This is a genomic window from Pseudomonas fragi (assembly GCF_002269505.1).
GTDB lineage: Bacteria > Pseudomonadota > Gammaproteobacteria > Pseudomonadales > Pseudomonadaceae > Aquipseudomonas > Aquipseudomonas fragi_D.
Genome location: NZ_NQKQ01000001.1, coordinates 231,659 through 250,838 on the forward strand (window position 1 = coordinate 231,659; position 19,180 = coordinate 250,838).

A 19,180-nucleotide genomic window follows, 5' to 3' on the forward strand; every position below is an offset into this window, starting at 1 on the left:
GCTATGACCGCTTTTTATATGTGCTTATTATTTTAGTTGCCAGAACAGCTCATGACGCCGGACGGCTTTGCGGAAAAACTCGTTCTCTCCATAAGGAGATGACTTTCTGCCAGCCAGGAGTTGCTGTATCGATCGTCTAAGCCTGCGCTTGAGCGCAGCCCGCGGCTGCAGGTCATGCATCATGCCTAGCGCCATGGCCTTGTCACGTTGCTGTGCCAGGCTCAACGGCAGGCTGCAGGGACGCAGGCTGAGCGTGGCATCGAACACCGGCGGCAAGGCAATGCCGTCACCGCTGTTGCCCATCGGCCAGCGGTCGTTGTCATGCAGGTGGTTGGCGTAACCGAGCACGGTGGTCGGCTGCCACTCCAGGCCCTCAAGGGCCTCCATGACTGCCCCATGGGCACAGATATGGTCCGGATGCGGGTCAATTGAAGGGTGCGGAAGCACAATCACTTCGGGGCGCGCGCGCAGGATCAACGCGCGCAGGTCGGCCAGCAGGTTATGCCAGGTCGGCGCACCATCCTGATCAGCAGGCAAAGGAAACGGGTTGAATTGGCGAAAGACGCGGATGTCGCTCAAATCGGCCTCGCGTGAAGCTATCGGCTGATCGGGCGCGGCCTGCATGGCAGGCAATTGCAGGCAGAAGTAACCCAGTTGTGCGCAATGCGCTTCAGGCACACCTGCCCAGCGCGGCACCACCATGCTGTCCCAGGCACGCAAGCGGCCCTTGAGCCGCGCTGCTTCGGCGCGCTCAAGGCCCATCTGTTGATAATGTTCGGCTTCGATCTCGCCAGCGGTCAGGGTTACGATCCATGCTTCCTTGGCCTGGCTGTAAAGCCCGAAAGCGGCCAGTTCGGCATCATCGGCGTGAGGGGCGATGACCATGACCCGCTGCTCGCGGTAATCGGCGTGACGAAATACCCGCAGCTCAGGCTGGCCCATGACCCGGCAAAAATGCCCGCGCACGCGTAGTTCACCGGCGACCAGCGCCTGACAGAAGTCGCTTGCATTCAGATAGCGCAGGCCATTGACCCCTCGCTCGAAGGTCTGTCGGTCCGCCGATTCGCCGCCCGACAGCTGCACGTACGGGTCGAAAAAACGCCCCAGCCAGCTACTTTTGACCTTGAGCGCCACAATCAGGGTTTCATCGCCAGCGAGCTCAAGAGGCTGCGCCACTACCAGCCTGTCGCCTTCAAGGCGCACCGCCAGCTGCTCGCTGTCGACCGGGAAGCTGTACTGGTAATCGTCTTTGGGCGAATAGAACAGATGGTCGGCGAACCATGCCTCATGGGCCACCCAGCCCAGCCCCGCCAACACCGGCGGCAACCACCAGGCCAGCAGCACACCGCTGGCAATCAGCACCAGCAGGCCGATCAGCAGGGCAATACGCTTGTTGCGCCGATGGCGCTTGAGAAGTTGCTGCTTGCGCGAGACGGGTTGGCTCATGATTTGGCTCTTGTGACTCTGTGGGAGCGGGCTTGCTCGCGATAGCATCACGGCGATACTTCTGAGATACCGCGTAGCCTGCCGCCCCCACAAGATGTGTGTGTGTCAGACCTTGAACACGGGCACCGGGTTGCACCAGCGCTCTTTGTACTCACGGTCGGCGCGGCCGAACGAGAAACGCAGCGGTTTGTTGACGCTACGCGCCTGCTCCCACGCGGCCTGGGTGTTGATAAAGCTCAACACGCTGCCAGGGCTGAATTCACGGGTTTCGGGGTCGACGCCGCCATTGACGTATTCGACGCTGATCCAACCGGGCGATTCAACTCTATACACCAGCTGAATTGCAATCGGTGCATTGTTAAGGAAGATTACCGAGCCAATCAGCAGCTCGCGCAACAGCTCGATAACCTCGGCCATCCGCTCGGCCCCGGTGGCAACAAAACCCCAGCGGCGCAAAAACAGATCGCAATAAATGCTTGCCAGCTCAACGCTGGAAAACTCCGACACCGGACGCACAACACCGCCCGCTTCTTCCAGCAAACGCAGTTCACGGCGCTGGTTGTAGCGGAATTTTTTTGATAGCTCTTCAGGCGTGCGAGCCATGGCCAACTGTTCGGTTTGCAACACCAGGTTGCTGAAACGACCTTCATTGAGCTGCGACAGATACCGCCCACGATGACGCAAAGGTGCCGCCGCATCGGCAGCCGCCGGCAGAATAAGCTCGGCATTGCCCAGATCGAACAAGCCTTTTTTGCCATGACGCTTGAGCACGTCCTTGGACAAGGCCAGGTCGCGCCCCCAGGTCGGGATAGCAGCCTTCAACTCGCCGCCCTGCTCCCAGGCCAGGTAGCGCACCGGGATGCCAGCCAGCTGTGCCAGACGCTCGACCACCATCGGATGGGTGGCGACGCTGCCGCCAAACCGCTGCCAAGCATCAGCATAAGCGGCCGAATCAACAACGCTCCAGCCGCGCTCGCGCCAGCCTTGAAATCGATTGAGCATCAGGACTCCGCGGTCAGGTCAGTGACTTGCGCCAAGTGCCAGAAGGTATTGCGCACGGCCTGATCGCTGAAGCGCTCATGCAGGCGCTCAAGCATCAACTGAGCACAGGCCAGGCGCTGTTCGTCATCGAGTTGCGCCAAATGTTGCAGGCCTTGGGCCAGATGGTCGGCATCGCCCAGCGGGAACAGAATACCCACGCCTTCAACCACTTCTTTGGCACCGCCACAGGCTGTTGCCAGCAACGGTACGCCTGCGGCCATGGCCTCAAGCAGCACCATGCCGAACGGCTCGTGGTCGGAACTCAACGCAAACACGTCAAAGGCCCGAAAGTAGCGGCGCGCATCGGGCACCTGGCCCAAAAACAGCACCTGCCCGTCAACACCCAGCTCGACGGCCAGCGCCTTGAGAGACTGCTCCAGACGCCCCTTGCCCATGATGACCAACTGACTGTCAGCGGGCAGACCGGGCAAAGCCCTGGCGAAACCACGGATCAGCGTGGCCTGGTCCTTGTCCGGGTGCAGGCGGCCTACGTTGCCGACAATAAAGCCATCGACCGACAGGCCCAGCGCTTCGCGCGCCGGAGTGCCAGACAACTGCCCTGCCTGAACGGCGTCGATATCGATGCGGTTATAGAGCGTATTGATGCGCCCGGCCGGCCACTTGGGCAGGCACTTGCGCATGTCGTCACGCACCGCGTCGGAAACTCCGAGCAAGCTCAGGCGTTTACGGAACAGGTGGGCAAACAGCTTGCGGCTGCGGCGCTGATAATCGCCAAACGCATGATGCACGCCAATCACCGGCAAGCCGGTAGCCAGCAAGGCCACATAAATCGGCTTGAAGCGATGGGCGATGCAAAAACTGAAATTGCGCGAGGCTGCGATCTTGCGCAGCCTGGCGATGGCACCCAGCTTCAGGCCACGAATGGCCTTGGAGCTGAATTCCATGAAGATCACTTCATCAGATGCACAGCCTGCGGCCACTTCGGGGTCGGCCGCCCCGGTCAGAAAGACCGTGGTGACCTTGTACCCGGTGCCGGCGAACAGGCTGGCGTACTGGCGCGCGCAGTCCAGAAACGGCCCGTCATAGCCGTGGCAGAACTGCAGCACATGACGCTCAGTCGAGCGATTCATAAGTCTCGGCGCCGTCTTTAACTACCAAAATATCTTCCATGATCAGGTACTGCAGATCGGAACCGAAGAACATGTTCAGCGCGTCAGTCGGCGAGCAAACCATTGGTTCACCACGACGGTTGAGCGACGTGTTCAGCGATACGCCGTTACCGGTCAGCACTTCGAGTGCCTTCATCATGTCGTAGTAGCGCGGGTTGTATTCGCGCTTGAGCACCTGTGCCCGGGAAGTGCCATCTTCATGGACAACCTCTGGCACGCGGGTCTTCCACTCTTCAGCCACTTCAAAGGTGAAGGTCATGAAAGGTGCCGGGTGATCGACCTTGATCATCTGCGGGCCCACGGTGTCGAGCATCGACGGGCAGAAAGGCCTCCAGCGCTCGCGGAACTTGATCTGTTCGTTGATGCGGTCAGCCACGCCTTCGCTGCTCGGGCAACCAATGATCGAACGACCGCCCAATGCACGCGGACCGAACTCCATGCGGCCCTGGAACCACGCCACCGGGTTGCCATCGACCATGATCTTGGCGATGCGCTCCGGGGTGTTTTCGATTTTGCGGTACGCAGGCTTGCCAGGGTGACGGGCACAGGCTGCGATCACGTCTTCGTTGCTGTACGCAGGGCCGAGGTAGACGTGTTCCATCTTCTCGACCGGCACGCCGCGAGCGTGCGACACATACGCCGCTGCACCGACTGCGGTACCGGCATCACCGGACGCAGGCTGTACGAACAGTTCTTTGACTTCCGGGCGGGCAATGATTTTCTGGTTCAGCTTCACGTTCAACGCGCAGCCGCCCGCAAAGGCTATCTTGCCGGTCTCTTTAAGGATGTCGCCCAGGTAGTAGTCGATCATCTGCAGCGACAGTTTTTCAAACAGCGCCTGCATGCTGGCCGCGTAGTGGATGTACGGCTCGTCGGCGATATCGCCTTCGCGCTTTGGACCCAGCCACTCGATCAGTTTTGGCGAGAAGTAGAAACCCTTGCCCTTTTCTTTGTAGCGACGCAGGCCGATCACGTTGGCGTATTCGGTGTTGATCACCAGCTCGCCGTTTTCAAACGAGGCCAGACGCGAGAAATCGTATTTGCTGGCGTCGCCATACGGTGCCATGCCCATGACCTTGAATTCACCGTCCAGCATTTCGAAACCGAGAAACTCGGTGATCGCGCCGTACAGGCCACCCAGGGAGTCCGGGTCGAAGAATTCCTTGATCTTGGTGATCTTGCCGTTTTCGCCATAGCCGAAGAACGTAGTCGCGTACTCGCCCTTGCCATCAATGCCCAGGATCGCGGTTTTTTCTTTGAAACCCGAGCAGTGGTAGGCGCTGGAAGCGTGAGCCAGGTGGTGCTCGACCGGTTCGATCTTGATTTTCTTCGGATCAAAGCCCAGTTGCTCAAGGCAGAACACGATCTTGTTGCGATAGCGCTTGTAGCGACGGTTGCCCATCAGGATCGCGTCAAGGGCACGGTCCGGGGCGTACCAGTAGCGCTTGGCGTAGTGCCAGCGTGCCTTGCCGAACAAGCTGATCGGGGCGAACGGAATCGCAACCACGTCAACGTCGGAAGGCTTGATGCCCGCTTGCTCAAGACAGAATTTTGCGGACTCGTAGGGCATGCGGTTCTTTGCATGCTTATCGCGTACGAAGCGCTCTTCTTCAGCCGCCGCTACCAGCTTGCCGTCGATATAGAGGGCTGCGGAGGGATCATGGCTAAGGGCGCCGGACAGGCCAAGAATCGTCAATGCCACTGAATTAGCCTCTTTTGAATGCAGGCAGGCGGCGGGCGCCTGAAAAAATGATGCGTTCCTCGCAGTTCGAGAAACAGCTAAAGAGCGGGATTATAGCGTAAAGACACCGGGAATGACCCAGCGCGATTTGCCACGCCCTGTGCCAGGGTACCGGTTGCGAAAAAGCTGGCAGGCCAGACATATGTAACGCCATTGCCCGGGCGCTTTGGGATTTGCTGTGGAAAAACCGACGCATGCGTCAACCAACAGGAAATCCACCATGCCCAGCGCACTCGAAAACCTCAAGAACGCAGACCGCGAACTGCTCTTGCTCAGTAATGCACTGCCTAACCTCGACCTGTCACTGGACTACAGCCTGCGAAGGTTTTTCCCTCGCTTGCCAGCAGACGCCTGCACAGACTTTCTCTTCCTTAATGAACCCGTCCCGCCCGAACCCGGCCAGTCCCCTACCGTCGCCAGTCAATCGGTAACCGCCCTTATCGACCAGTGCTTCCTGACCGGGCAGATCCCAACTTTCGTGCAAGGCACCACAGGTATTTACAACTACCCCTACACCCTCGACGACCAGGATCTGGCCATTGGTATTACCGCCCCGGCGCTGGAAAAGTACCTTGAGTTTGTCGTCCGCTCCCCGGAATTATGTGTAAGGGACGCCTTGAGCAGTTTCTGGCAAACACCTCACCAGGATCTTGACGGGCTGATGCCTAAAGAATGGCTGTCGCAATTTACCCACAAACTGATCCGCACTGAAGCCACCGTGCGCCACGGCGACGCCACTTTCAGCCCCAACGCGATGGAAGTCATTGATCAACTATTACCTGAAAGCAACTCGCCCTCTGCGCCCGGCGCCTACGGCTTTTACACGCTGACACTCAGTGGGCATCCCACGTTGCAGGCGGCTGCCCTGCATGGCGCGTTCATGATCACCATGAAAAACCTGCCCCTGATCCCCTCCCACCCACAAGACAAGCGCATTGTTCAGGATGCCAACCCACGCCCCGTGGTGCTTTACCTGCCGAACAGCGGCCTGGAAACCTTCGACTCACTCACCGCCCTGACCCTGGAACTGAGTGCCCGCCTCAACGACCCGTATCAGCGCGAAGCGCTACTCACCTGCGTGCTGGCCGAAGACCGTGTACGCGCCCTGGCCCACGGGCATGTGGACTACAGCCCGGTCGCAGATAACGCCACGACAACGTTCTACAGCGACCAATTGATCAACAAGCAACAGCGCGACATGCGCCACGCATGGTCAATTGCGCGCAGCCTGAAACAGGACACGTCCCTTGATCAGTTATCCGAATGTGTCGACCAGTCCCTGAGCTCAAGCCTGGCTCTCAGGCCCGCGAGCATCGTGCTGGGCCGCTACACGCGGTTGATGGAAAGCCAGTTTCCCGACTGGCTTAAAAACGCCTCCGAGGCCAATAAAAGCCAATGGCGACTGGCTGTAGAGCGCTTGAACCACGAACGGCTGGCGTCAGAAAGCGACGATGTCCACTCCCTCAGTGAACTCGGAAAAAAACACACTCTGCTGGGCTATGCCCGCCTGCAACTGCAGCTACAGATCAAAAAAGACCACGGCATCGACGTCGACCCCGACACTATTTTCATCTCGACCACAGAGGCTGTACGCACCGGGCCATTGATCAATCCGATCAGCGGATCCGGGTTTGCCGCAGGCATGAGCCTGGACAGGACCGGCCCGGTCATCAGCTACCACACCACCCGCCACAGCCTGAGCGAACTGGCACTGGCCAATGTCGGCGTGCTGGATGTGACCTTTGCCCTCACCGCCCAGGTCAAGGATGGCGCAGGCAACAAACACCCCATATTGACCAGCCGCTACCTCAAAGCCCTGATACGTCAGCTCGATATCGGCGGTAGCTACAAAAACCGGCTGATCGAACTGTTGGTCAAGTCCCGGCAGGCCCAATGGCGCAAGGAACGTTACGTGGCCTTGAAACAGGCGCAACTGAGCCTGGACCTGCTTGAAGCCACACTTTCAGGCGCGCTGAGTGCCGATCAGGCAGCCATGGTCAGAGTTGCACTGCAATACCCGGTCAAGAGCCTGCGCCCCACCGTCAATGGCAAGCACATCGATGTGCATCTACTGATTCTGCGCTACAAACCCGTTCCGGGCATGTTGGTCTTCAGTGCCTCCGGCTCAGGCCAATTGCTGTGCTACACCCCCGACGCGCCGGAAAATCGCTGGTTTTTAGTCGCCGACTCGCACAACGACCTGGGCTTGATACTGTCCCGCGCAAACTGGCAAGCCTACGTGATGCGCCGCGTTACACCGGCCCAGCGCCCCTATATCAAACCGCTGCTGGAGCAAGGGCTGAACAGCTCCAGCCTTCGACTGCAGGAAATCAGTCGCAACCTGTTTGAAGTCTCATACGACACCGAAGCCTTGTATGCCATTCGCGACGCTGACGAACAATCAACCTCCACCTGGGAAAGTAACGTCAACACCGCCAAAGACACCGCGCTCACGGTTATCGATATTGTCTCGTTCGTGCTGCCCGCCCGTGTGCTGCTACCCATTGTGCTGGCACGATTTATTGCCCAGATCAGCAGAGGCCTCGACGCCTTGCAGCGAGACGAAGAACACGAAGCACTGCTGCATTTCATGGAGTCCGTCACTCACCTGACGGACGGCGCCTCGGACTTTGCCGGCTCCGCCATCTTCGGTAAATCGATACGCCAGCGCCTCAAGCAGCCCGCCCCCACCTTGAGCCTCGGAGCGGCCAGCAGTGATTCCGGCACCGGTCTCAGGCTGCGCAAGGGGGATAAGTTCGGTGCCGGCGTCTATGAAGCAACCACCAACAGTGGCCAGCCCCTCCACTACATAAAAGACGGCAACGGCAGGCTCTACCGCAGCGAGTACGACAACCTCGACAACACATGGCGCGCGCTGGATGAGCGCAAACCGGACGCGCCTTACAGCATCCCCCTGCGCGAACTGTCGGCCGGTTTGTGGGATGTCGACCCGGCCATCCCGTTGCTCAAGCAAAAAACCGGCATAGAGCGAGTGATAGACAGTGCCAGGGTAAGCAGCATCGACCTGGGCCGTCATACCCCTGACGAACAGGGCATCTATCGTATCGACAACCTGCGCTACATCCGGCAAAACGGTGACATATTTGAAGTTTACAGCGGCTGGCTGGGCCGTAACTGGTACCTGCAACTGCAGTCCGGCTCAAGCAGGGCCGTGAGCGGCAGCTACAAGGTACGGCGCACAGCCGGCCAATGGGAAATCCGCCACCGACTGGCTGACAACAGCAAACGCTGGGAACCGCTGACAACCCAACCTGCGCAGCTGGATTTGGAGATACCGCAGGCCAGGCACAGCGACTACGACATCCCCGACGAATTCAAGGAGGCCCTGCGCGACATCATCGAACACCACCGCTCCGTGCTGGACGGCAGAACCGACTTCTTGGACCTGGCCTCCAGGCGCAGCCTCGCCCACAGGGCATACAAGGAGCTGCGAATCAAACTCCTCGCAGAGGCCAAGGCCTGGCTCCAGACCAGGCCAGCCAAACCCCGTGTCACCCGCCCGCCATTGCCGGCTGACATCTCGCAGCAAGAACTCTTCAAGCGCCTGTTCGAGCACACGGACGGCATCATCTGCGGTGAAACCCACTCCCACCAGTCGAGCAAGAAAATCCTCATCGACAATATGGCCGAACTGTCCAGAAACAACGTAAAAACCCTCTACATGGAGCACCTGCAAACCGACATGCACCAAAGCCTTCTGGATGACTACTTACGAACTGGCAAAATGCCGCTGCGCCTGGACAGGTTTTTGGAGAACCAGGATTTAGGCCATCAAATTGAATCATCCAGCGCCTATACCTTCAGCCAACTGGTACGTACGGCCAGGCGCCATGGTGTCCGGGTTGTTGCACTTGATTGCGCGGCCAGCTACTACCCAAAGGGCGTGCCTAGCGAAACGCCCTGGCTGACCCGCTATGAGATGTTCAGTTACTTTGCCTCCCGTACCATTCGGGCCAACCAGGCCCAGGCTGGCGCAGGCAAATGGATAGCCCTTATGGGCAACTCACATACCAACGCCTTTGAGAGCATCCCCGGGCTGGCCGAACTGGAGTCTGCAATCGGCTTGCGAGTTTCGGATTCAGCACCCGGTACCAGCCGCGGCCTGCATCAGGATATTGCAGTCATCATTGCGTCAGACACCAAACATGCTTACTACCGATTATTGAAAAATGACTATTGGTTGCAGATCGACATCCCCGGCAAAAAGCCCAACCTCCTTGATCTCACGCCGGAACAAACCAATGAAAGACTCAAAGATGCAGGTTATTTCCGATTTGACAGTTCACCCTCACGGGGCGCCCGCTTGATCCATCGCTCAAGCAACCACGAAATTGTCTATACCGCCCTGCAGACCGACCCCGGCGGCCAGATTTTCATTGAGCGCGAAAGCTGGCCAACCATTCACCGCAAGCGCTATGACGCACTCAAGGGTCTTATCCACGACTTGCTCGACATCAACATGACGCAAGTGCAATAACCCGCCCCTTTCAAGACAAGGGCGCCGTCAGTGCGCCCCTGTCACTGGTTTTACTGGATATCCTCACCCCAGCCGCTAAACTGCGCGCCCTCTGCTAGCCTCATCCCCGTTGACCTAGACGGGTCGCGTCAAATGGAACCCCGATCTGCCCATGAAATATTTCGCACCCGCCCGCTTTGCCCTGCTTTTGCCAGGCCTGTGCCTGACGCCTGTCGTCTGCGCCGAAACCCTGGAACTGGACCCCAGCGTCATTACCGGCTCGCGCAGCGCCAGCCCGAGTTTTGACCTGCCTTATTCGGTCGACAGTATCAACCAGGAGCAAATCCAGGATGGCCAGTTGGGCATCAATGCTTCCGAGGTGCTGTCCCGCGTACCGGGGCTGGTGGTGCAAAACCGTCAGAACTACGCTCAGGATCTGCAAATATCCTCCCGTGGCTTTGGCGCCCGCTCGGCGTTTGGTGTGCGTGGTATCAAACTGATTGCCGATGGCATCCCGGCCAGTACCCCCGACGGCCAAGGGCAGGCTGCGACTTTCAACCTCGACACCGCCGAGCGCATCGAAGTGTTGCGCGGCCCGGCAGCCACCCTGTACGGCAGCAATGCCGGCGGGGTGATCCAGATGTTCTCCCGCGACGGCGAAGGCCCGCCGCGCATTGGTGCCGAGACCTTGGTCGGCAGCGACGGCATGAGCAAAAACCACCTCACTGCCGAGGGCGCCACCGACGACGTTGGCTTTGTGCTTGATGCCTCGCGCATGGACACCGACGGCTACCGCGAACACAGCGCCGCGCGCCGCGACCAGACCTTTGCCAAGCTCAACCTCAAGCCGGATGAAGACAGCAAACTGGCGCTGATCTACAGCAGCCTCGAACAGAACGGCACGCAGGACCCGCTGGGCCAAAGCTGGGAAGCCTACAAGGCCGACCCGCGCTCGGTAACGCCCAACGCCATTACCTACAACACCCGTAAAAGCATCGACCATCAACAACTGGGCCTGAACTACGAACGCTATATCGGTGACGCGACCCTACAGGTCAATGCCTACACCGGCACACGCAGCGTCATTCAATATTTGGCGATTCCACCCACGGCGGCAAGCAACAAACAGGGCGGCGGCGTGGTGCAATTCGATCGCAAATTCTACGGTGGCAGCCTGCGCTGGATGCAACCGGTGTACGGCGTCCCGGGTGATCTGACCTTGATCGGTGGCCTGGACTTCGACCAGAGCCAGGACAGCCGCCACGGTTACCAAAACTTTATCGGCAGTGAGTTGGGGGTCAAAGGCGCACTGGTGCGTGATGAAGTAGACACCGCCCGTAGCCTCGACCCGTATGTGCAGGCCAACTGGGCGCTGGACAACTGGACGGTACAAGCCGGCCTGCGCTATAGCACCATGGAAATGGACGTCGATGATCAATTTTTGAGCAATGGCGACGCCAGCGGTACCAAGCGTTATGAAAAGGCCACGCCCTCTGTCAGCGTGATGTACGCCTTCACCCCCGAGCTGCATGGCTATGTCAGCGCAGGCAAAGGCTTTGAAACGCCGACGCAGGCCGAACTCGCATACACCAAAGGTAACAACGGATTTAACTTTGCTCTCAAACCCGCTGAAAGCACGCAATACGAAATAGGTCTGAAGGCGCAACTAAACAACACCCGAATCAACGCAGCTATATTTCAAATTACGACAGAAGATGAGTTGGCAATTCTGGAGAATGATCAAGGCCGAGCAATTTATCAAAACGCCGGACGTACCTTGCGCCGGGGTTTTGAGCTGGGCGTAGAAAGCCAGCTTGCCGAGCACTGGACCTCAACCCTGGCCTACACCCGCCTGCAAGCGACTTACGACAGCAACTTCGCCAGCACCAGCGGTACCGTGGACAAAGGCAACTACCTGCCAGGCGTGCCGCAGACGACTCTGTTTGCCGAAGTGAACTGGAAGCCGACCGACTGGGTCAGCACGGCCATTGAAGGCATGTACCGCAGCAAGGTGTATGTCGAAGACACCAACACCGCCAAGGCGGCACCTGCGTATACGGTATTCAACTGGCGGGCGAAGTTTGAACAGAAGATCGAGCACTGGACCTTCCACCAGACCTTGCGTCTGGACAACCTGCTGGACCGTCAGTATGTGGGTTCGGTGATTGTCGGCGACTCCAACAGCCGCTACTACGAAGCTGCGCCTGGTCGCTCGTGGTATGCCGGGGCCGGGGCGCAGTACAGCTTCTAAAGCCATAACGCCATCCCTGTGGGAGCGAGCCTGCTCGCGAAGAGCATTCACGAGCAGGCTCGCTCCCACAGAAAGTCTTAGTCAGGCTTCAGCCAAGGTTTTTCGGCAACCGCCCGTCAATCACCTGATACAACGCACTGCCCACCGGCCAGTTGCGCATAAAACGCGCCCGGTCACGGGCATAAGCCGTAGCAAAGCTGCCCGCTGAACGGTGCTGGCACATCGAATCCAGATCGATCAATGCCCAGCGGCCATCATCCCAGAACACGTTATGACCCTTGAGGTCGCCGTGGCTGATGCGCTCGCGGATCAAGTCGGCAAACAGCTGCTCCAGTGCTACCAGCTCGGCTTCGGGCGCATCACCGTGCTCAACATAGGGCGCAAAGCGCTCAATGATGTCCGGCCCCGGCAAATACTCAGTCACCAGGTACGCCTTGCCCCGCAACCACAAAAACCGGGTTTCCAGCAGCGCCAGCGGCTTGGGCGTGGCAATCCCCAAAAACGCCAGACGATTACCTTCACACCATGAGTGCCAGGCCCGGCTCGGGCGCCAAAAGCGTTTCAGCCAATGGGCGAAACCCTTGATGTTGTAGCGCTTGACCACCAGCGTGCGGCCCGCCACGTCGACCTTGCCGACGCTCGCCGCGCCGCCGGTCTTGTACAGGTGCCCCTGGTCGAGCAAGGCATCGGCCCTGGCCAGTACCGGCAACATGGCCGGCTCTTCTTCGCGCAGCACGGCACGCAGGGCAAACGCCCCGCGTTGCACGCTGAACAACGAGCAATCACGGCCAACCTTGTTTAAAAAGTCATTCAGGCGCCAGGCACGGACTTTCTCAACCTGCTTGAGCAGCGCTTCCAGTGGCAAGGCGTGTTCACCATTGCTCAGCAGGTAGTGCACCAGCAGCTCTTCGAAAAACGGCTCAAGGGTTTTAGGTAGCTGGGCGAAGAATACACCGAGGTTTTCCAACACCTTTTGCCGCGACAGCGGCTTGCCCGCCTCTTCAACGCAAATGCCGGCGCCGTCGATCAAGTACAGCTTGCCACCCTGACGCAACAGGTTGTCCAGGTGCAGGTCTTCCTGCCACAGGCCCTTGAGGTGCATCTGGCCGATGGCAGCCAAAGCCTCGGCGAGCACGGCCACTTGTTCGTCAGCCAGCACCGGCAATGACGCGACAGCTTGCCAGGCATCGCCCAAACTCTGAGCGCCTTCCAGGTACTCAAATAACAGCCAGCCACCCTCACCTTCTTGCAAGCCATCGGCCAGCAGTTGCGGCGTGGTCAGGCCTTGCTCTGCCAGCAGGCGCACACCCGTCAACTCGCGCTGAAAGTTGCGCGCCGCCTTGCTGCCGACCATCAGTTTGGCCAGCACGGTACGCCCGCGCCACACACCGGCGCCGACATAACGCTGGCCCGGCAAGACTCGCAACAAGCTCAACAGTTGCAATTGCGCAGGCCCGGCAGCATCGGCCAGCTCAATGCTCAGCGGCAAGCCCGGCGCGCGACCGGCCTTTTGCAGTTCGGATAATCGCATCAGCGCGCCCCCTTGTGACTGCGTCGCACATTCAGCCGCGCCAGCCAGGCATCGACCAGACCACTGTCGGCCGGCTGCTCCAGATAAGCCGCGAGCAAGGCCCGCACCTCAGCCTCGCCCCAGGCATGGGCCCGACGCAGCAACGGCTCGATATCCTTGACCCGGTCACGCTGGCCCAGCAGCAAGGGCCGGGTTTTCTCCAGGTCGATCAGTTGCGCGCGATAACCCGCTCCATCGGCCTGCAAGAAGATGTGCTTGGGGTAAAAACAGCCATGCACCTGGCGCGCAGCGTGAACACGCCGGGCCAACAGCCCGCACTCGCGCACAATCGCCTGCTGTTGCTCATCGGTCAGCTGCGGCCACTGTTCGAGCAACGAGTCGAGGTCGTTCCAACCGTCCAGCGCCCGAGTCATCAGCACCGCACGACGCTCGCCCGCTACTTTACGCTCGCCGAAAAACACCGCTTCCAGCGCAGGTATGCCCATCTGCTGATAGCGCTGAATATTACGAAACTCGCGGGCGAACGTTGGTTCGCCCAGCGGACTGTGCAGTGTGCGGGTCAGGTAGTTGCTCTGACGCTTGAGGTAGAACCCGCGGCCTTCGAGGTCCATGCGGAACACACTGCTCCAGCCGCCACCGCTGGTGTTGGGCTCGTCTACAGCTTCCAGCTGGACGGCCCACAGCGCATCAAAGTCGGCCAGGCCATTGCGTTCAAGCAATGCGCGGTCGGCTTGTGCCATAAAATCAGTCATTCCCGGCCCTCAAAAAAACGCACGATATGACGAACACGTTCCTTGTCCGCCGCATTGAGCGTAGTGCGTCCGGTGTATTGGAAATAGAAACGCAAACGTTGGGTATAGGACAAATGGTACTTGGCCACTTTATCCAGGCACGCCAGGTCTTTGGTGATGCGGTATTTGAGCCAGAAGCCGCGCCAGAAATCGCCGTTGGGGCAGTCGATCAAGAACAGCTTGGGCTGGTCGTCGATCAGCAAGTTGCGCCATTTCAGGTCGTTATGGGTAAAGCGATGGTCATGCATGGTCTTGGTGTATCGCGCCAACTGACGGCTGACGCAATCAACCCAGGCACGGTCCTTGAGCAGCGGATCATGGTTGTCGGCAAGCTCTGACAAATCGCGGGTATTGGGCAGTTCACGGGTGATCATGGCGCCACGGGAGTAGGCAAAGCCGCTGCGCTCAAGGCCCCAGGCCACCACCTCGGCCGTGGGGATGCCCCACTTGGCGAAGCGTTTGAGGTTCTGCCATTCGGACTTGACCCGCGGGCGCCCCAGATAACGGCGCAAGCCCTTGCCCGCGCCGGTGTAGCGCTTGACGTAGTAATTGACGCCATCGCGCTGCACGCGGATCACTTCCGACAGCGGATCACGGGTCAGGTGCTCGCCCTGCAGGGCAAATACCGCCTCCAAACTGCCAAAATCAGACGCCAATGCACTGTAAGCAGGTTCCAGGTTCCAACCCGCCATTACAGTGCATCTCCATAGCGCTGTTTGCGTTCGTAGAGTTTGTTCGCCTTGCCTTCGAGCCACGCCAGCAGGCGGGCTTCCTCACGCAGGATCTGGCGCAGCGGTTGCTGGAAGTAACCGCGCAGGAAGCGCAGCTTGTCCCGCTGGGTCAGGCCGATATCCAGCGCCGAAAAGTACAGCGCGGCCAGATCCTTGTTGCGCCAGCGCTTGCTGATCACGGCACGGGTCTGCGCGCGGTGCAGGTCAATCACCGACAGGCGGAAGTTATCCGCGGTCACCGGTTTGTCGGTGTGCAGCAAGAAGTGGCAGATATAGCAGTCGCGATGGTTGACCCCCGCGCGGTGCATCATGCCGGTCATGCGTGCCACTTCAGCGATCAGCGCATGCTTGAGCTTGGGCTGCGGCGGCTGCTTGACCCAGTTGAGGCTGAAATCTTCGAGGCTGACCGTGGGCGCCAGTTCTTCGGTGATGATGAACGAATGCTGCGCCGCCGGGTTGCTGCCCTTTTCGCCGTAAGCCACGGCCGTCATGGTCGGCACGCCCACTTCGTGCAGGCGTTTGATCGCCCGCCACTCCTGACCAGCGCCGAGGACTGGCAGCTTGGCCGTCAGCAGGTTCTTGAACACTTCACCCCAGCCAATGCCACGGTGGATTTTCACAAAGAAACCGCGCCCGTCGACTTCGGTACGCAAGGTACGCCGGCCTTCCAGTTCGCGGTAAACCTCGCCTTCCAGACGCTCGACTTCGGTGAACGCATCGCGTCCTGCCCACAAGCTCTTGAACGGTTCGGCAAGAATCAGTTTCATCAGTGTTGCTCCGCCAGAATCACATCCGCAGCGTGCTGCGGCATGCTGTAGAGGTCGGCCGTCTGCGCGTAGGCCAGGCCGTTTTGGCTCCAGGCCGCGCGCGCAGTGTCGTCGGACAACATGTGTGTCAGGTATTCATTGAGTTGTGCCTGCTCGAACGGCTCGTCCAGTACCCGGCCACAATCAGCGTCACTGATGTAATGGGCGTAACCGCAAACAGCGCTAACCAGCACCGGCAAACCTGCGACCAGTGCTTCAAGCAGTACGGTGCCGGTGTTTTCGTTGTAGGCAGGATGAATCAGCAAATCGGCGCCCAACAGGAAGCGCGGGATATCACTGCGCCCCTTGAGGAACTGCACATGATCGCCCAAGCCCAAAGTGGCACTCTGCAATTGAAAGACTTTGGGGTCGTCCTGACCGATTACAAACAGTTTCGTGCGTTTTTTAAGCTCACCCGGCAAGGCCGCTAGCGCTTTGAGGCTGCGGTCCACGCCCTTGGTCTTGAAGCCCGAGCCGATCTGCACCAGCAGCAAGTCGTCGTCTGCCAGATTGAATTCACGCCGGAACTCGGCACGAATCTCGGCCGCATTGGCCGGCGCCCGTCGATCCAGGGCAATGCCCGGCGGCAACAGGTGGAAACGCTCGAGCGGGGTGTCGTAGTGCTTGATGAACAGCGGCTGCTGAACTTCGGAAATCATCAGGATTTCAGTTTTGGCATCCTTGGCGAACACTGCACGCTCGTACTCGGCAAAGTGCTTGTAGCGCTTGAAGAAGCGATAAAACGAATGACGCAGGTTTTGCGCCTTGTCTTCAAAGCAGCCGTCCGCCGCGTAGTACACGTCCAGCCCGGGCATCTTGTTAAAGCCGATCAGGCGATCCACCGGACGCTTGGCCAGATCGGCCTGCATCCAGGCAAGCATTTTTTCGTTGCGGGTGTGGTTATGGAACGCCTTGACCGGCGCCACCAGCACTTCGAATCCGGGTGGAATGTCGCCTTCCCAGATCATGGTGTAGACGCGGATTTGATGGCCGCGCTTCTGGCATTCCAGCGCAATGCGCATGAAATCCCGTTGCAGCCCGCCAAACGGAAAGTATTTGTACAGCACAAAAGCCAGTTGCATCAGCGCAGTTCCTCAGCCAGTAACAACGTGCTTAATCGACTCGCGACACGCTCAGGGTTCAAACGGGTGAAGCACAGTGGCCACTCGTTTTTCAGATCAAACCGCTGCTGGTCCTGTGCAGTCGGAGTGTAGGTGCATTTTTTCTGCAGGCATGGCGCACACGGAAAATCGCTGGCCAGGTGGATTTGCACCTTGCCATACGCACCGGTCAGGCCCGGATTGGTAGGCCCGAACAGGGAAATGGTCGGCACATCCAGTGCGGCAGCCAAATGCCCCAGCCCGGTATCGACCGCCACGCAGGCACTGGCACTGGCCAAAACCTTGGCGACACCGGCCAGATTCAATTTGGGCAGTACCACGGCATTATTCAAGCCATTGGCAATGCGTTCGGCCCGGGCTTTTTCAGCAGGATTACCCCATGGCAGGCGCACTTCGACACCCAGATGGCCCATGCGTTGGGCCAGATCGCGCCAGTAGACTTCAGGCCAGTGCTTGGTGTCCCAGGTGGTGCCGTGCAAAAACAGCACGAAGGGTTTTTTGCGCGGCAGCTCGACCAGTTTTTCGACATCCAGGCCGTAATCGCCCAGCCCTTTGGGCAGGTCGTAGCCCAGCGCGACCGCGAACAACTGACGCAGACGCTCAACCGCATGCTGCCCACGGGCCACCGCCAGGCGGCGCTGATAAAAGCGGCTGGCCAACGGTTCACGGGCAGAGTCTTTATCCAGGCCGGCAACCGGGGCTTTTACGTAACGGGTCAGCCAGGCACTCTTGACCAGGCCCTGTGCGTCGATCACCAGGTCGTATTTTTCGGCGCGCAGGCTCTGCTTGAAACGGCTCCACTCGCCGCTTTTGATGGTCTGCCAGATGTTTTTGCGCCAGCGGCGTATCGCCACCGGAATCACCTTGCCCACCGCCGGGTGCCAGGTCGGGATTTCGGCAAAGCCCTCCTCCACAACCCAGTCAAAGGTGATGCCCGGGATCGCCCGCGCCGCATCGGTCAGTGCCGGCAAGGCATGGATCACATCCCCGAGGGATGAGGTTTTGACCAACAGAACTCGCACCTAGTTAACCTCGACCGGTGAACCCTGCAAGCGCTGCAAGGCTTCAACCACCGGCTGCGGCATCAGCTCGCGCAAGCAGTTGTAGTGGCCAAAACGGCAGGTGCGGTCAAAACAGGGGCTGCAATCGAGGCCCAGGCGCACGATTTCCACCTTATCCGCCAAGGGCGGGGTAAAACCGGGTGACGTGGAGCCGTAAACGGCCACCAGCGGGCGGTTCAGTGCAGCGGCGACGTGCATCAGCCCCGAGTCGTTGGACACCACGGCATCGGCGCACGACAACAGGTCGATGGCCTCGGCCAGCGAGGTCTCGCCGCTCAGGTTGACCGACTCTTCGCGCAGCCCGGGGATCAGGCGCGAGCGGATATCTTCGCCCACCGCGTGATCGTTTTTGGAGCCGAACAACCACACTTGCCAACCTTCGCGGATCTTCTGCTCGGCGACTTTGGCGTAGTGCTCGGACGGCCAGCGCTTGGACTCGCCGAATTCGGCGCCCGGGCACAGCGCCAGCACCGGACGATCCAGCTCCAGACCAAACTTGGCCAGGGCGCCGGCACGGCTTTGCGGGTCAATCTGCAAATCCGGGCGCGGGTACGGTTTGGGCAGGTCAGCCCCCGGCTCATAGGCCAGTGCCATGAATCGCTCGATCATCAACGGATAACGTTGTTTGTCGAGCTTGCGCACATCGTTAAGCAAGCCGTAGCGAAACTCGCCGCGCCAGCCGGTGCGTTTGCGGATGCCCGCAAAAAACGGCACCAGGGCCGACTTCAGCGAGTTGGGCAACAAAATTGCCTGATCGTATTGGCCCTTGAGGGACTTGCCGATCTTGCGTCGCGTGGCCAGTTCGAGCGCGCCGTGGCCGAGCGGAAAGCTCAAGGCCTTGCGAACTTCAGGCATGCGTTCAAGGATGGGCCGGCTCCACTCAGGGGCCAGCACATCGATTTCGCACTGCGGGTGGCGCTGCTTGAGGCACTGGAACAGTGTCTGCGCCATCACCATGTCACCGACCCAGCTGGGCCCAACGATCAAAATATTCATAAGTTTCCATAAACAAGCAAGGGAGGCATTCGCCTCCCTGCTGTAGTGCCATATCGC

13 protein-coding genes are annotated in these 19,180 nt (G+C 59.5%); 2 read left to right on the forward strand and 11 right to left on the reverse strand.

Going from position 1 to position 19,180, the window contains the following annotated elements; all coding sequences use genetic code 11:
* Window positions 1-27: 27 nt before the first annotated feature.
* From CJU81_RS00995 to CJU81_RS01010, 4 genes are all read right to left on the reverse strand, one after another.
* Window positions 28-1,446 carry a PIG-L deacetylase family protein gene (locus CJU81_RS00995; RefSeq protein WP_095035154.1) on the reverse strand — a complete coding sequence of 473 codons (1,419 nt, stop codon included), beginning with the start codon at window positions 1,444-1,446 and terminating at the stop codon, window positions 28-30.
* 105 nt (window positions 1,447-1,551) lie between these two features.
* Window positions 1,552-2,448, reverse strand: a complete 897-nt coding sequence (locus CJU81_RS01000) for an antimicrobial resistance protein Mig-14 (RefSeq protein ID WP_095035155.1) — start codon at window positions 2,446-2,448, stop codon at window positions 1,552-1,554.
* Window positions 2,448-3,578 (reverse strand): glycosyltransferase, encoded by a 1,131-nt coding sequence (locus CJU81_RS01005; RefSeq protein ID WP_095035156.1) that lies wholly within the window; start codon window positions 3,576-3,578, stop codon window positions 2,448-2,450. The genes CJU81_RS01000 and CJU81_RS01005 overlap by 1 nt, the downstream gene beginning before the upstream one ends.
* Window positions 3,562-5,319, reverse strand: a complete 1,758-nt coding sequence (locus tag CJU81_RS01010) for a carbamoyltransferase family protein (RefSeq protein ID WP_083369663.1) — start codon at window positions 5,317-5,319, stop codon at window positions 3,562-3,564. The genes CJU81_RS01005 and CJU81_RS01010 overlap by 17 nt, the downstream gene beginning before the upstream one ends.
* 259 nt (window positions 5,320-5,578) lie before the next feature.
* On the opposite strand from CJU81_RS01010, the gene CJU81_RS01015 reads away from it, so the two are divergent.
* Together CJU81_RS01015 and CJU81_RS01020 are read left to right on the forward strand one after the other, a co-directional pair.
* The gene (locus CJU81_RS01015) at window positions 5,579-9,856 is read left to right on the forward strand and encodes a membrane-targeted effector domain-containing toxin (protein WP_095035157.1); all 4,278 of its coding nucleotides are present in this window, start codon (window positions 5,579-5,581) and stop codon (window positions 9,854-9,856) included.
* 151 nt (window positions 9,857-10,007) lie between these two features.
* On the forward strand, window positions 10,008-12,086 hold the full coding sequence (locus CJU81_RS01020; protein WP_095035158.1) for a TonB-dependent receptor family protein: 2,079 nt from the start codon (window positions 10,008-10,010) through the stop codon (window positions 12,084-12,086).
* An 88-nt stretch (window positions 12,087-12,174) separates the two neighbouring features.
* Here CJU81_RS01020 and CJU81_RS01025 read toward each other — a convergent pair whose 3' ends face one another.
* Genes CJU81_RS01025 through waaF form a run of 7 tightly spaced genes read right to left on the reverse strand, consistent with a single transcriptional unit; the run spans window position 12,175 to window position 19,123 of the window.
* On the reverse strand, window positions 12,175-13,617 hold the full coding sequence (locus tag CJU81_RS01025; RefSeq protein ID WP_095035159.1) for a lipopolysaccharide kinase InaA family protein: 1,443 nt from the start codon (window positions 13,615-13,617) through the stop codon (window positions 12,175-12,177).
* Entirely contained in the window at window positions 13,617-14,369 is a 753-nt protein-coding gene (locus CJU81_RS01030; RefSeq protein ID WP_095035160.1) for a lipopolysaccharide kinase InaA family protein, read from the reverse strand. The genes CJU81_RS01025 and CJU81_RS01030 overlap by 1 nt, the downstream gene beginning before the upstream one ends.
* Window positions 14,366-15,100, reverse strand: a complete 735-nt coding sequence (locus CJU81_RS01035) for a lipopolysaccharide kinase InaA family protein (protein WP_095035161.1) — start codon at window positions 15,098-15,100, stop codon at window positions 14,366-14,368. Before CJU81_RS01035 ends, CJU81_RS01030 begins: the two co-directional genes overlap by 4 nt.
* The gene (gene rfaP, locus CJU81_RS01040) at window positions 15,100-15,906 is read right to left on the reverse strand and encodes a lipopolysaccharide core heptose(I) kinase RfaP (protein WP_095035162.1); all 807 of its coding nucleotides are present in this window, start codon (window positions 15,904-15,906) and stop codon (window positions 15,100-15,102) included. The genes CJU81_RS01035 and rfaP overlap by 1 nt, the downstream gene beginning before the upstream one ends.
* Entirely contained in the window at window positions 15,906-17,027 is a 1,122-nt protein-coding gene (locus tag CJU81_RS01045) for a glycosyltransferase family 4 protein (RefSeq protein WP_016783250.1), read from the reverse strand. The genes rfaP and CJU81_RS01045 overlap by 1 nt, the downstream gene beginning before the upstream one ends.
* Entirely contained in the window at window positions 17,027-18,088 is a 1,062-nt protein-coding gene (gene waaC, locus CJU81_RS01050; RefSeq protein ID WP_095028047.1) for a lipopolysaccharide heptosyltransferase I, read from the reverse strand. The genes CJU81_RS01045 and waaC overlap by 1 nt, the downstream gene beginning before the upstream one ends.
* Window positions 18,089-19,123 carry a lipopolysaccharide heptosyltransferase II gene (waaF, locus tag CJU81_RS01055; protein ID WP_095035163.1) on the reverse strand — a complete coding sequence of 345 codons (1,035 nt, stop codon included), beginning with the start codon at window positions 19,121-19,123 and terminating at the stop codon, window positions 18,089-18,091.
* Window positions 19,124-19,180 lie beyond the last annotated feature (57 nt).

What these genes read in the sequence shown, in the direction of transcription:
- CJU81_RS00995 (WP_095035154.1), bottom strand. Translation starts at nt 1,446, where the DNA reads ATGAGCCAACCCGTCTCGCGCAAGCAGCAACTTCTCAAGCGCCATCGG.
- CJU81_RS01000 (WP_095035155.1), bottom strand. Translation starts at nt 2,448, where the DNA reads ATGCTCAATCGATTTCAAGGCTGGCGCGAGCGCGGCTGGAGCGTTGTT.
- CJU81_RS01035 (WP_095035161.1), bottom strand. Translation starts at nt 15,100, where the DNA reads ATGGCGGGTTGGAACCTGGAACCTGCTTACAGTGCATTGGCGTCTGAT.
- CJU81_RS01005 (WP_095035156.1), bottom strand. Translation starts at nt 3,578, where the DNA reads ATGAATCGCTCGACTGAGCGTCATGTGCTGCAGTTCTGCCACGGCTAT.
- CJU81_RS01045 (WP_016783250.1), bottom strand. Translation starts at nt 17,027, where the DNA reads ATGCAACTGGCTTTTGTGCTGTACAAATACTTTCCGTTTGGCGGGCTG.
- CJU81_RS01030 (WP_095035160.1), bottom strand. Translation starts at nt 14,369, where the DNA reads ATGACTGATTTTATGGCACAAGCCGACCGCGCATTGCTTGAACGCAAT.
- CJU81_RS01020 (WP_095035158.1), top strand. Translation starts at nt 10,008, where the DNA reads ATGAAATATTTCGCACCCGCCCGCTTTGCCCTGCTTTTGCCAGGCCTG.
- rfaP (WP_095035162.1), bottom strand. Translation starts at nt 15,906, where the DNA reads ATGAAACTGATTCTTGCCGAACCGTTCAAGAGCTTGTGGGCAGGACGC.
- CJU81_RS01015 (WP_095035157.1), top strand. Translation starts at nt 5,579, where the DNA reads ATGCCCAGCGCACTCGAAAACCTCAAGAACGCAGACCGCGAACTGCTC.
- waaF (WP_095035163.1), bottom strand. Translation starts at nt 19,123, where the DNA reads ATGAATATTTTGATCGTTGGGCCCAGCTGGGTCGGTGACATGGTGATG.
- CJU81_RS01025 (WP_095035159.1), bottom strand. Translation starts at nt 13,617, where the DNA reads ATGCGATTATCCGAACTGCAAAAGGCCGGTCGCGCGCCGGGCTTGCCG.